A 13517-nucleotide genomic window follows, 5' to 3' on the forward strand; every position below is an offset into this window, starting at 1 on the left:
AAGGTGATCAGAGTCGCGATGGTGCTCGCCACCAGCGCCGTGCCGACCGCCAGGGAGACCATCCGCCCAGGAACGGTCCGCGACCGTTCCGGCCGCGTTGGCCGTGCCGCGTCCCGGCCCGTCACGGCGGCGGCCAGGCGGTCGCTTCGCGCGGGGATTCGTCTCGAATCCCTGGGCCTGCCCGCGCTCGTACCCACCTCCGTGGCCGCGACCATGTTCAGAGCCGCGTCCACATGCGCTGCCAGGTCCGCATCCGCATCGGAGCCGGAGTCCTCGAGACGGGGATCCAGGTCGGTTTCGGGGCCGTCGTCGTCGGCGACCGAGAGCCGGTCGGATCGGGCGGGCCGTGGGCGGACCCGCCGCCAGGCCGAGAGCCACGCCTCCCGTCGGCGCGGGTCGTAGGCCTCCACGATCAGGGTGAGGGTCTTGGCGGTCAACCGTCTGCGCCCGTTGCGCAGGTCGTTGACCGTCGTCTTGGACAGCCCGGTCCGTCGCTCCACGGCACGGTCGTAGGAGTCGCCCAGCAGGCCGAGCATGGCGACACGCAGTTCGTCCTCGGTCGAGACCGACGCTGGGTCGGGCACCGGCTCCATCCCCGGCTCCGTCATCAGGTCGCGCTCCTTCGCGTCATGTCCGACAGGCGTGCCCTCGGCGGGCGTGGTCTCGCGCTCGCCGGCCGGTTGCCGTGCGTACACCAGACCGGCACAGGGAATGCCTGTCGGGGTGATTCTTCCAGCCCGGCCGGCGAAACAGGACGGGACGGGACAGCCAGGACGCCGTGTTGCCCAGAGAGGCGTTGCCGCAGCGTGCCGGGCCGATAACCTCGGGTCGCGGCACGGGGGGCCGGCGGTGGCCGGTCACCGCCCCCGGAGATCTGCCGGGGCCGGTGACCGGCCATGCCTGCCAGACCACTCCCCGCCCCTGCGGCGCCGGACGGCCCCGCCAGGTGGTCGGGCTGGGCCCGGTCGCCCTTGTGCCGAGCTGACGCCGAAGCCGGGCCATCATGTCCTCTGCTGGGAGCCGCACCCTCGCGCGGACCCGGCCGGGAGGCTTCGTGAACCAGAGCACCGGTGTCGACGACACCTTCGTGCGCACTCGCACCGCCCTGCACGCCGTCGCCGAACACGTGCTGGCCGCCGCGCGCCACCGCGCCACCGGCCGTATCGGCCTGGCCGTCACTCCGGGCGGGTTCGGTACACCGCCGTTCGGCGACGAACGCAGGACCATCGCCGTCGACGGCACGGACCTGGTGGTCAGCGTGGGTCCGGGCGACGGGGCGTCCGGCGTGGAGGTGACGCGGGCTCCGCTGCGTACGTTGGCGGCCGCCGCGACGCTCGCCGGGCTACCCGCGCCCGGCGGCCCCGCCGAGGTCTACCACCTGAACACGTCCTGCGACCCGGATGCGCCGCTGGCTGTCGACGTGGACGCGGCCCGCCTGCTTGCCGACTGGTACGCACTCGGTGACGCGGCGCTGCGCCGGTGGCGGGCCGAGATCCCCGGCGACGAGCCGAGCGGTGTCACGCTGTGGCCCGAGCACGCCGACGTCGCCATCCGCGCCGCTGACATCAACTACGGCGCCTCACCGGGCGACGAATACATCGCGCAGCCCTACCTCTACGTCGGCCCGCCGGCGCCACCGCCGACCTCTCCGGACGGGTTCTGGAACGCATCCTTCGGGGCCTACCTCACCTGGGACAAGGTCCACTCGGTCGCCGACGCCGTCGACTTCTTTCGCCAGGGCCGCCGGCTCGCCCGCGGCTGACGGTCTACCTTGATCAGGGGATGTCCAGAGGCGCCGCAAGGCAAGGGTCTGCGCGCCCGGCAGGGATCGAACCTGCGACCCAGTGCTTAGAAGGCACTCGCTCTATCCGCTGAGCTACGGGCGCTCTGCTTCCATTGTGCGGCCTGGTGTTGGCCGCGCGGTGGGACGAGACGGCCCGCGTCGTCGACAGCGCGGCGTGTCCGGCCGCTGAGGCGCGGCCGATGACGGCTGTCGGGAAGGACGAAGGCGGTCAGAGCGTCAGCTCCGATCTCCCTCGCGCGGGCCACGCCGATAATGCCCGTGCCGGGAGCCTTTCGCCACAGGCTAAAGGTCCCGACGCGCCGTTGGTGGGGCGATATCGGTCACCACATCACGCTTCACCGTGTCCGGGACCTCGGGTTGGAACGCCTCTCCGACCCCGTCAGGGCACTCGGTCTCGTTCTTGGCGGGCAGCCAAGGCATGACCCACCGGACCCGCCGGCTTCCGGCGAGGACTCGGGACACGACTCGGTGGGATCCTCCGGCCTGACGCACGGAGGATCCCACCGTGACGGAGTCCCTGTCAGCGGCCGGCGGCCTCCAGCGCCGCGAACTCGTCGTCGGTGAGGGTGAGGCCGGCCGCGGCGATGTTCTCCTCGAGGTGGTCGACGGACTTGGTGCCAGGAATCGGGAGCATCACCGGCGAGCGGCGCAGCAGCCAGGCGAGGGCGAGCTGGGCGGGCGTCGCGTTGTGGGCCGCCGCCGCGGCGTCCAGCGGGCCGCCCGGCCGGGCGAGCCTGCCGGTGCCCACCGGGAACCACGGAATGAAGCCAAGCCCTTCCCGCTCCGCGTAGTCGAGGACGTCCTCGGAGGCGCGGTCGGCCAGGTTGTAGCGGTTCTGCACGCTCACGATGTCGACGATCGTGCGGGCGTGCGCGAGCTGGTCGACGCTCACCTCGGACAGGCCGATATGGCGGATCTTCCCTTCCTGCTGCATCGCCTTCAGCTCGCCGAGGGAGTCCTCGGCGGGGGTGTCCGGGTCGATGCGGTGCAGCTGGAGCAGGTCGATGCGCTCCAGCTTCAGCCGGCGCAGCGACATTTCCACCTCCTGGCGCAGGTACGCCGGGTGGCCGACCGGGACCCACACGGACGGACCGGTCCTGACGAAGCCGGCCTTGGTGGCGATCACCAGGTCGTCCGGGTACGGATAGAGCGCCTCGGCGATCAGCTCCTCGCTCACGTACGGCCCGTACGAGTCCGCGGTGTCAATGAAGTTCACACCCAGCTCGACGGCGTGCCGCAGTACCCGGATGGCACCCTCCGGGTCGGCCGGCGGGCCCCATACACCGGGCCCGGTGATCTGCATGGCGCCGTAGCCGAGCCGGCGCACCGGCAGGTCGCCTCCGATCGTGAAGGTCCCGCTGGCGCTGGCCGTCGGCTGTGCCGTGCCCGTCGCACTCGACATGTTCGTCTCCTCGTCGTCCCTGTAGGTCGTGCTCGCGGCCCGCGCCCCGTGGCCTCCCACGGCCCCTGCCAGGCACCTGGTTACGCCGGCCGCCGCGGAACCACCGCGATGGCCTGTCACCGGCCATGGCGGCGCGGGACCGGGGAGCGCGGGCTCAGCTGCCGGCGGCTGGGCCGCACCGCCCGGGCTCGCCGCCGGCCTCCCGCCGGCTCGCGCCACCCGCCGGCGTCGGCCAGTTCACGCCTGACCGGTGCCCGCTGCCCGTCCTGGTCTTTGTTCCGGGCCGTCCGTCGCTGGCAACCGCGCCCCAGCGGGCAGTGTTCCCAGCACCACGAGATCATTCACAGGCCCCTGGCCAGCCTGTGGACGGGGCGCCCTCATCCACAGGCAGCGCCTGCGCGCTTCTCACCTCGGCGGTCGGCGGCGATCCTGATGGTGCCGCCGGCGACCCGCCGGCCCGCGCTCCCGACCTCCGTCAGCGCACGTCAGCCGCTCCCACCAGCCCAGCGGCCCCATGCCCCGGAAGGCCAGCATGCTCGACGCCACCATCAGCCTCGTCGGCAACGTCATCGAGAACCCCAACCTGAAGGTGACTCCCAACGGCACCTACCTCTGTTCCTTCCGCATCGCCTCGACGGCGCGTCGCTATGACCGCAAGGAGAACCGCTGGGTCGACGGATCGTCGCTGTTCATCGAGGTCACCTGTTGGCGCAGGCTGGCTGAGAACGTCGCCGCCAGCCTGAACAAGGGCGACCGTGCGCTGATCATCGGCCGGCTCCGGCTGCGCGAGTTCGACAACGCGCAGGGCGAGCGGCGCCGACGCTACGAGATCGAGGCGGACGCCATCGGCCCCGAGCTTGCCTGGCGCCCCGCCCGCGTCATGCGCGCGAGCCGCGGCGGCGCCGGCGAGCGCCCTGCCGGCCAGACCGGTGTCCCTCCCGGCACCGCCGTCGAGACCGGTCCGGTCGCCAACGGCGAGTACGGCGACGATGCGCAGGCCGGGCCGGCCTCGCCGCTCGACGAGACCACGCCCTGGGCAGACGGTGACCTCGACGGAGATTCCTTCACCCACGCCGGCGCGGCACCGGCCGACGAGCTCCCCGGCGGGGTCCTCGGCGAGGTCCGGCCCGACTGGTCTGACACCGCTGACTCTGACACCGCCGACGTGCGCTGAGCCTGAGCAGGCCGCTCTGACGCCACCGGCCGCGTCCGCCTTCTACCCGGTGTCCCGCCAACGGGGCATCGTGCGCCGGCCGCCGATGGACACGGCGCCTCGATACACGACCCGCGGGGCAAGGCACCGCGAGGTGTGGCCCGACTGTGGCATGGGCTGTGGTGGCGAAAAACGCCTGCGTGACCCCATAGTTCATGCCCCGAGCCCATGGCCGGACGGCGGCGCCACGTCGGCGGTCGTGGGGCGCGCCCCGGGGGAGTGGATGTGACCGATGGTGCCGTACCTCGATCTAGAGCGGTCCCCCTCGACGGATACGCTCACCCCGGTGACCAGCGTGCGCGACGACCGGGAACGGCCAGCCGCCGCGGCCGCCGTTCCCGGCCAGGCAGCGGCACCTCGAACGACCGTCCCCCCGGCCGGGGACGCCGACGGCGGCCCCGACGCCCCCCCACCCCAGCCCGGCGCTCTCCTGCCCGCGCCCGAGGGCCGCGAGCCGGCGCCCCAGCCCCCGACGCGGGCCACGGCCAGCCCAGGCCGGCGCGCGCTGGCCGCCGTCGCCGGGCGCCTCGCCGCCGTCAGTCCGGCAGGGCGCTACGTGGCGGTGCTCGCCTTCGTCGCGGCCGCGCTCGCGCTGGTGGTCAAGTACCTGCTGTTCCCCTACCTGTCGATCAACAACGACGAGGCGCTGTACCGGCTACAGGCGCAGACCCTGGCCGCCGGCAGGCTGTTCCCGGTCGCCGGTGACCCAGCCACCTCCTACGCGCCCTGGCTCGCGGTGCCCAGCCACGGGCACTACGTGCTGAAGTACACCCCGTTCGTGCCGGCGCTGTTCGCGTTGAGCCTGCTCGTCACCGGCGGCTTCGGCCTGGGGCTCGCGGCCGTCGCCGCCGCCGCCGTCGCCGTCACCTACCGCCTCGGGCTCGCGCTGTTCGGCGACCGGCGGGTCGCCGCCGTGGCGGCGACGCTGTTCACCGCGTCCCCGCTGGTGGTGCTGCTCGACGGCATGCTGCTGGCCTACCTCCCGGTGCTGGTGATGGTCGAGCTGGCGGTGCTCGGCCTGCTGCGAGGCCTGCGCGCGGGCGGGGCCACGCCTGTCGACGGGGGCGGCCCAGGCGGCCTGTCGGGCGGCCGGGGCGGCTGGCGGGACGGGAGCCGGTGGGCGCTGGTCGGTGCCGGCGTCGCGGCGGGGACCGCGGTGGCGGTGCGGCCGTTCGACGTGCTGACACTGCTGGCGCCGCTGGCGGGCTGGGCGGTGGTGACGGCGCGTGGCCGGCGGGCCTGGCTGATCGGATGGGTGTGTGCGGGCCTGGCGGCGCCGGCCGGGCTGCTGCTCGCGTTCAACGCCGCCGCGACCGGCTCGGCGCTGCGGCTACCGTTCAGCTACCTGGAGTCCGAGGACAAGATGGGCTTCGGGGTACGCCGGCTCTACCCGACGGACCGGGCCCACCATTTCGGCTTCCTCGACGGGCTTGCCTCGGTTGGCGACCACCTGTTCCTGCTGGGAGGGTGGGCGTGCGGCGGGGTCGTCCTGCTGGCGTGCGCGATCGGCGCGGTCGCACGCCGCCGGGTCGGCGGCGCCGGGCTCGCGCTCGGCGCCGGTGTGCTGGTGTTCCTCGGCGGCTATGTCGCGTTCTGGGGCGCGTGGAACGCTGCCTACCTGTGGGGCGGTATCCGCTACATCGGGCCGTTCTACATGCTTCCGGTGCTGGCCGTGCTCGTCCAGCTCGGGGCCCGCGGCCTGGTGGACCTGGCTGCCTGGCGGCCCCGGCTCGCCCAGGCCGCGGTGGCCGTCGCCGCGGGGCTCACCTGCCTGGTGCTGGCCACGGCGATTCCGGCCAACCTGACACTCACCCGCCACGACCGCGACCTCGACGCGGCGATCGACGGGCTGCCCGGCGACCCGTTGGTGTTCCTGTCGGTCGACCCGCTGTACCTGATGCACCCGACGTCGCTCGCCGCGAACCCGCCCGAGCTCGACGGCCGGGTGCTGTGGGCCGTCACCCGCGGCGGCACCGCGGACCTCGCGGTCCTCGCCCAGCACCCGGCCCGGCCCGCCTACCTGCTGCGGATCCCACCCGCCTACAACCGGACGCCCGGCTCCCCGTCCGGGACCCGCCTGGAGCGGCTGGCCACGCGCACCGGCGATGCCGTCACGCTGGACGTGACCGTCGACCCGGCGTACGAGCCGGCAAAGGCGGCACGCCTCGTCCTCACCACCAACGCCGGGGACGTCTCCTACCCGATCGACCCGTCCCGCCCGGTCACCGCCCGGCTCGTCGTGGACGCCGACGGCGCGACGCTGCGCGGCCTGACCCCGGCGACCGGCCTCGCCGGCGACCCGAAGGTCACCCGCGAGGCTCCGGCCCGGCAGCTCAAGCCAGGCAACCGGACCCTGGCGCTCGCGCTCTACGTAACCCCGGCGGACACCGGCAAGGAACAGTTCGTCGACCGCCAGCTGGCCCCGACCGTCGCCGCCGCCGACGGAGACGTCACCGTCGTCGCGTCCACCGGCCAGGTCACCGCCGCCCCCGGCCGCGAGCCGCCTCAGCTCCACCTGACCGCGCCCCACTGACCGACCACACCGGTTGTCCCCGCTTACCTGCCCGGCCTCGCGGCCGGTGACAATATGGTCGTCCACGGAGCTTTCGGCGCCTAGCATGGGCACGCACGGTGCATCGACGGCTTGTTCTCGTGACTGCTCGCCCACCGCCGTCCCCTGTCGTGGCCTCGTCGTTGTCGCCCCTCATCGTCACGGAGTGCGGATGGCCCTCGCCCGGTCCGAGATCGACGCCCGGCTGCTCGTCCTGTACGAGAACCGGGTCCTGCTGGCGAGCCATCGTGGGCAGGCGTGGTACTTCCTGCCCGGCGGGCGGGTGCGGCCCGGCGAGACCGTCGAGGACGCGCTGCGCCGCGAGATCGACAGCCAGGCCGGCCTGGACGTGGGCGCGTTCGACTTCGTCGGCTGCATCGAGCAGGCCTACACCGAGGACAGCGTCGCCATCCACGCGCTGACCACGGTGTTCACCGCGCCGCTACCGTGGGCTGCCCAGATCATCAGCAACGACCCGGGCGTACACCTGGCCTCCATCGCGATCGAAGACCTTGCCGACCTGGAACTACGGCCGGCCCCTCTCAAGGACATGATCCAGCGTTGGGCCGCGGGACGTCCGCCTCTCTGGCGCACCACCCTGCCCACCGTCTGACCGGCGCCTGCCACGACCGAAGGGATCTGGAATGGCCGTGCTTCCCGCCATCCGGCTCGACGCGCGGATGGTCGCGCGGACAGCCGGCCGGGTGCTGCTGACCAGGGAACCGGGGCAGCTCTGGCACGCGCTGCCGGGCGGCCCGGTGGACCCCGACGAGGGCACCCAACGCTCGCTCACGCAGCACCTCGGCGAGCTCGCCGGCCCCCTCACCAGCGCGCGGGCGCGCGATGGCGTCGGAATCGCCGTGACCGGAGCCTCGCCGGGACCATCGGCGGCCAGGTTCCGGGCCTCGGCACCGACCTGGCGATTCGTCGGAGCCGTCGAGCACACCGGGGACGCGGGCGACGCCCGCGACGCGGATCCGGCCGACGAGTCCTGGGCGCATGGGACACCCGGAACGGAGCATGTCCTCACCCTGCTCTTCGCGGCCGACTGGCCGGAAGGCGTGGCGGTGCCCTCGTCGTGGCGAGGCCGCGAGGTCAGCGCCGTCCGGCCCGACGACCTGGTGGTGACACGGCTCGCCCCGCTGCCGGTCGCCTGGGCCACGCGTCGCTGGCTCGCCCAGGGCTATCCGGTGTGGCGGTCGCTCGCGCCCGGCGCGGCCCGCGCCGCCTGGTACGGCTCCCAGCCGCCGGTGGCGACGCTGCGCGGCCAGCTCGCCGCCCGCCGCGACCAGCTGAGGGGCCGGCGGTTCCGGGACGCGGCGGTGGCGATATGCGCCCTGGTGGCCGCCGCCGACGGCCGGATCGACCCGGCCGAGCGCGACGGCCTGCGGGCCTTCCTCGCGACCGACCCGGTCATGGCGAACTTTCCGGCGGACGAGCTGGAGCAGGCCTTCGACGCGCATGTGGCGGCGCTGGCGGCCGACGCCGACACGGGCAGACGCGCGATCCTCGCCGACGTCGGCAGGGTCCGCGGGCGTCCTGCCGAAGCCACGGCGGTGCTGCGGCTCGGCGAGGTGATCGGCCGCATCGACGGCGCCTTCCCCCCGGTCGAGCAGGCCGTGCTCGCCGAAGCCGCCCAGGCGCTCGGCCTCGATCCCGCCCCGACCGTCTGATCGCACCCGGCTCGGCGGCGGCCGGTCAGGGCACCTGGGCCGCCTCGGCCGTGAGAGCGGCCGGAGCGATCCTGGCTCCGGGGAGGGCCTGGATGGCGGCGATGGTCTCCCGCGTCTGGTCGGGAGTGAAGGACGCCGGCGGGGAAAGGGTGATCCGGGTGGCGAGGCCGCCGAACCGCTCGGCGACGCGCGCGGGCAGCTCGGCGGGCGCGGCGACGATGCCGAACGCGTCGACCATGTCGTCGTCGATGAGGGTGGCCATCTCCGCCCAGCGGTTCTGCTTCGACAGCGCCGTCAGCTCGGCGCCGAGGTCACCCCAGCCGTGCAGCTCGAGCACGCCGCGGTACGCCGGGGTCGAGCCGTAGAACGCTATCTGCGAGCGCATCCGGGCGACGCCCGCGGCGACCTCCGCGTCGGTGCCGGTCGCGACGAAGCCGCCGACCACGATGTCGAAGCCGTCGAAGGTCGCCCCGGCGCGGCGGCGGCCCTCGGCGAGCGCGGGGATCGTGTGCTCCCGGATCCAGCGCGGGGTCGTGAACCAGTGGCAGAAGAAGCCGTCCGCGACCTCGCCAGCCACCCGGGTCATCACGTCGCCGACGCCGGCGAGCAGGACCCGCGGCGGGCCGAACGCGTGCGGCGTGGGCACGAACGCCGGCGGCATCAACGTGTGCGCGTAGTACTCGCCCTCGAACGCGAGCGGTGTGCCGTCCGCCCAGCTCGACCAGACCGCCCGCATGGCCAGCACGAACTCCCGCATCTGGGCGGCGGGGCGGCCCCACGGCATCGAGAACCGGCGGGTTATGTGCGCCTTGACCTGCGAGCCGAGGCCCAGGGAGAACCGGCCCCCGGAGAACCGCTGCAGGTCGTTCGCCGTGTAGGCAAGCGACATGGGGGACCGGGACAACGCGACGGCGATCGACGTGCCCACCGTGACGCGGCCGGTCGCCTGGGCCGCGAGCGCGAGCGGCAGGAACGGGTCCTGGCTGACCTCGCCCGTCCAGACGCCGTCGTAGCCCGCCGCCTCGGCGTCGCCCGCCTGCCCCGCCGCGACCTCCAGCGCCCCGAGCGTGCCGTCGACCTTCAACCCCGCCACCCCTCACAGACCCGGCTGAGACCCCACGTCCGCCGGGCGGGGCGAGGGGAGAGCCGATACCCGGCGGCCGTGGCGAGCGCCGCGCCCCAGGTGGGGCGGTGCCGCCGACGTCGCGTCTCCCCATGCCGCCCCAAGAATGCCGTTCCGGCGGGATGGGGACACGATTCCACGTCAGGTGGACGTGGCGCCACCAGCGGACCGACGGCGAGGAAGGCCGCCGCCCGCCGCTCGGCGCTCGGCGCCGCGGGTCGCGGGTCGCGGCCGGCCAGACGTCGGTCGGTCCGGCTGCCACCCACCACGGGTGCCGGCGGCGGGACCGGATCGGCACCGCCGAACTCACCCGGTGAAGGGGGATTGGCAACGTGTTTGTCGATGGGTAGTCACTCTCCGTGTTCCGGAGTGGAGTCGGTAGGGCAGGACCCCTGGCGCAGGCGGACTCGGTCTACCGAGCCATCTGATCGGACGTGAACTCCGGGCCGCGACGCCGAAAGGCGCTGCGACCGTCGCGAAGGGGGATCGCCATGCGAAGGATCAGTCGGGCCGTCGTTGCCGCTGCCGTCTCGGCCAGCGTCGTCGGTGCCACGGCCGTCGGTGCGTCGGCGACCGGGTCGGCAGGCCCGCGGCCCGTACCGTCGATGAGCGGACCGCCAAGCCCGCAGCCCGCACCGTCGACGCAGCGCTGGTTCCCGCCCTGCCGGTCGTCCCAGCTGCGCCCGGCCATCGTGGGAGGAGAGGGCGCCGCGGGCAGCACGTACGTGACGCTCTCCTACACGAACATCGGACGGCATCGCTGCGTGGTGAAGGGCTATCCGCATGTGGTGTTCGTCAACGCGCGCGGATCGCGGATCGGCGCGCCGGCGGCGTGGATGGCGGGCACCGTCAAGCCGGTGACGCTCGCCCCCGGTGGTAAGGCGAAGTTCGTCGTTCGCGAGGTCCACGCCGGAATTCCGGCCGGCTGCGACACGGCGAAGACCTACACGCCCGCGGCCGGCCTGAGGATCTCTCCGCCCACCGGCGGCTGGCCGCGGTTCGTGAAGCTGGCCGACAACGCCTGCATCAACCCGAAGGTGCAGCAGCTCTACGTCGGACCGATCACCAGCTGACGGCGTGACCTGACGACGTGACCTGACGGCCACCTGACCTGACGGCCACGGCACTGGGCCCGGGCGGACACCGCGTAGGCGGCCACCCGGGCCCAGTGCCGTGCCGGCCAGGGCGACCGACGGGCCAGGTGCGACCGACGGGCCAGATGCCGCGTGCGGGTTCTCGTCGACCACGCGTCGGCGGCCAGCGGGCCGGCGCGTGGCCTGGCGGCGCCGTCCGGGACCGGCCCTCGCGACGACCTTCCCCCGCCCACCGGGCTCGACGATCCTGAGGAACGTCCAGCCGGCGAGGTCGTCGCACGGACCGTCCCCTTGGCGGGCACGTCCTTCATCAGCTTCCACACGTCAACAGAAATACCCGTGCCAACCTGTGCGATCGTTCTCCGGTAAACGCTGCCTGCATCGGCGGAGAACCTCGGGGGACGTTACTTCGCCTGCCGGGCCGATGGTGCCGGGTCGTCGGGCGGCGAGGAACCGCAGGTGGCGACCACCCTGCGTCAGGCCGCGCCGACGTCATGCGTCCAGACGCGTCCGGGTGCCCCCGCGCTGGTAACCGTCCCGCGGGATGTCTTCCGGGCCCCGGGAGCGGGGCAATCCGTCCAATCCGTCCGTACTGTCCTTTAGCCGACCATCGCGCGGCGGCCGATCTGTTAGATAAGTCGGCGTAGCCTCAAGGAGGCTGGATACCCCGGGATCTCGGCCTGGGTCGGGCGATCGGGTTTGCGGTGCGGAGAGGACCGACATGTCGGATTCGCTGAACCTGGGTGCGCCCCTGGCGCCGCCTGCCGTCGTGACGACGAAGCCCCCGGAGGCCGGCGCCCTCGTGCTCTCGCCCCCGGCGCCCGTCCCGGTCGTCCCGGACGACCAGGTCGACAGCATGGTGCCGATCGACGAGGCGACCAGGGCCCAGCTGCGCCAGCGGGCCGCCGCCTTCGCCGAGGACCTCGCCGCGCAGGACCCGCGCAGCCCAGTCTTTCAGGAGAAGATCAACGACATCGCCCGCATGGGGGAGCGGGAGATCGTCGCGAGCGCTCGGGTGTCCAACCGGATGCTGGACCGCCCGGCGGCGGCAATGCGCGCGAGCCGCGGCCGGGGCGGGCCGGCGGCCGATGCCCAGACGAGGGTGGCCGGCACGCTTGTCGAGCTGCGCCGCACCGTCACCGACCTGGACCCTGGCCGGGCCGACCTGAAGGGTGCCCGCAAGATTCTCGGCGTCGTGCCGTTCGGTAACAAGATCGCCAGCTATTTCCAGCGGTACCAGTCGGCGCAGAAACAGCTCGACGCCATCATCACCTCCCTGGGCTCAGGCCAGGACGAGCTGCGCAAGGACAACGCCGCGATCGAGCAGGAGAAGGCCAACCTGTGGGCGGCGATGGGCAAGCTCACCGAGTACGCCACCCTCGCGAAGGCGCTGGACGGCGCGGTCTCGGCCAAGGTCGAGCAGCTGCGGTACACCGACCCCGCCGCGGCCGACGCGTTCACCTCGGATGCGCTGTTCCCCATCCGCCAGCGCCAGCAGGACCTGCTCACCCAGCTCGCCGTCAGTGTCCAGGGCTACCTCGCGCTCGACCTGGTGCGCAAGAACAACATCGAGCTCATCAAGGGCGTCGACCGGGCCCAGACGACCACGGTGGCCGCGCTGCGCACGGCGGTGATCGTCGCGCAGGCGCTGGCGAACCAGAAGCTGGTGCTTGACCAGATCAACGCGCTGAACGCGACGACGAACAACATGATCGTGCAGACCAGCGAGCTTCTGCGCCAGCAGTCGGGGCAGATCCAGGCACAGGCGTCGTCGTCCATGGTCAGCGTCGAGGCACTGCAGACCGCGTTCGACAACATCTTCGCGACGATGGACGAAATCGACTCCTACCGCTCGAAGGCGGTCGAAAGCATGGCGACGACGGTCGCGGCGCTGGAGACCCAGGTAGGACGATCGAAGACGTACCTGGAGCGGGCCCGCGCGAACGAGCGTTGATCAGGTCCTGGCCGGTCGGCGCCGGTGGGCGCGGACCCGGGGCGCGGGCCCGGCGCCGGTACGCGGTTGGCGCGGGCCGTTCGTTGCCCTGGTAGCGAGTGGTAGCGACAGGAGGAGCGTTGTTCCGCCGACGCCGTGCAGACGACGCTGCCGGAGAGGCCGACCCGGAGGCCAGGCGGGCCGACGGCGCGGATGGCCCGCGGCAGGACGAGGCCGGGAACACCGGCCAGGTGGGGCAGCTGTGGCGGGAGCTCGCCACGATCGTCGGGCAGGCGAACGCGGACGGTGGGCGGCTGCCGCCGGGGGTGGTTCCGATCGTGCGCGACCTCGACGACGCGCTTCGGCCGTTGCTGGAGTACCTGCGGGTCCGGCCGCCGAACGGCGAGGAGCTGCGGAGCCTCACAGCGATCATCTCCGAGTACCTGCCCCAGGCGCTCAAGGACTACCTGGCGCTGCCGCCGCGGTACGCCGAACGCCCCGGCGTCACTGGCACGTCCCCGGCCGACGACCTGATCCGCCAGCTGGTCCTGCTCGACGAGGGCGTGAGCGAGCTGCAGGATCTCGTCTACAGCGGCGACGCCGCGAAGCTCGCGATCCAGGCTCGCTTCCTGGACACCAAGTTTCGCCGATCCGACCTCGACCTGGAGTGACCCGACCTGGAGTGACACGACCTGGACCGACTGACACGATCGGGCCCACGCGA

General features: G+C 73.2%; 11 protein-coding genes and 1 tRNA gene. 8 read left to right on the top strand and 4 right to left on the bottom strand.

Annotated features, from left to right (window positions below; genetic code table 11):
• On the bottom strand, positions 1-608 hold a 608-nt coding region (locus tag BCD48_RS29710), incomplete at its 3' end, for a helix-turn-helix domain-containing protein (RefSeq protein WP_131804125.1).
• A gap of 446 nt (positions 609-1054) precedes the next feature.
• On the opposite strand from BCD48_RS29710, the gene BCD48_RS29715 reads away from it, so the two are divergent.
• On the top strand, positions 1055-1762 hold the full coding sequence (locus BCD48_RS29715) for a hypothetical protein (RefSeq protein WP_241842088.1): 708 nt from the start codon (positions 1055-1057) through the stop codon (positions 1760-1762).
• A gap of 51 nt (positions 1763-1813) precedes the next feature.
• Here BCD48_RS29715 and BCD48_RS29720 read toward each other — a convergent pair.
• Positions 1814-1886, bottom strand: a tRNA-Arg gene (locus BCD48_RS29720).
• A 438-nt stretch (positions 1887-2324) separates the two neighbouring features.
• Positions 2325-3206, bottom strand: coding sequence for an aldo/keto reductase (locus BCD48_RS29725; RefSeq protein ID WP_071051788.1), 882 nt, complete (start codon positions 3204-3206; stop codon positions 2325-2327).
• A gap of 532 nt (positions 3207-3738) precedes the next feature.
• Between BCD48_RS29725 and ssb the strand changes: the two genes are divergently transcribed.
• From ssb to BCD48_RS29745, 4 genes are all read left to right on the top strand, one after another.
• Entirely contained in the window at positions 3739-4380 is a 642-nt protein-coding gene (gene ssb / locus BCD48_RS52550; protein ID WP_083419423.1) for a single-stranded DNA-binding protein, read from the top strand.
• A 271-nt stretch (positions 4381-4651) separates the two neighbouring features.
• Positions 4652-6952 (top strand): DUF7846 domain-containing protein, encoded by a 2301-nt coding sequence (locus tag BCD48_RS29735; protein ID WP_241842089.1) that lies wholly within the window; start codon positions 4652-4654, stop codon positions 6950-6952.
• Between the two features lie 190 nt (positions 6953-7142).
• Complete coding sequence (locus tag BCD48_RS29740; RefSeq protein ID WP_071051708.1) at positions 7143-7583, top strand: NUDIX domain-containing protein; 441 nt, start codon at positions 7143-7145, stop codon at positions 7581-7583.
• Positions 7584-7614: 31 nt separating this feature from the next.
• Positions 7615-8643, top strand: a complete 1029-nt coding sequence (locus BCD48_RS29745; RefSeq protein ID WP_071051709.1) for a tellurite resistance TerB family protein — start codon at positions 7615-7617, stop codon at positions 8641-8643.
• Between the two features lie 25 nt (positions 8644-8668).
• On the opposite strand, the gene BCD48_RS29750 is transcribed toward BCD48_RS29745, so the two are convergent.
• On the bottom strand, positions 8669-9727 hold the full coding sequence (locus tag BCD48_RS29750) for an LLM class F420-dependent oxidoreductase (protein ID WP_071051789.1): 1059 nt from the start codon (positions 9725-9727) through the stop codon (positions 8669-8671).
• Positions 9728-10257: 530 nt separating this feature from the next.
• On the opposite strand from BCD48_RS29750, the gene BCD48_RS29760 reads away from it, so the two are divergent.
• From BCD48_RS29760 to BCD48_RS29770, 3 genes are all read left to right on the top strand, one after another.
• Positions 10258-10839 (top strand): DUF4232 domain-containing protein, encoded by a 582-nt coding sequence (locus BCD48_RS29760; protein WP_071051711.1) that lies wholly within the window; start codon positions 10258-10260, stop codon positions 10837-10839.
• A gap of 742 nt (positions 10840-11581) precedes the next feature.
• Positions 11582-12814 (top strand): toxic anion resistance protein, encoded by a 1233-nt coding sequence (locus BCD48_RS29765; protein ID WP_071051712.1) that lies wholly within the window; start codon positions 11582-11584, stop codon positions 12812-12814.
• Positions 12815-12933: 119 nt separating this feature from the next.
• Positions 12934-13464, top strand: a complete 531-nt coding sequence (locus tag BCD48_RS29770) for a hypothetical protein (protein WP_071051713.1) — start codon at positions 12934-12936, stop codon at positions 13462-13464.
• Positions 13465-13517 lie beyond the last annotated feature (53 nt).

The organism is Pseudofrankia coriaricola (genome assembly GCF_001854805.1).
GTDB lineage: Bacteria > Actinomycetota > Actinomycetes > Frankiales > Frankiaceae > Pseudofrankia.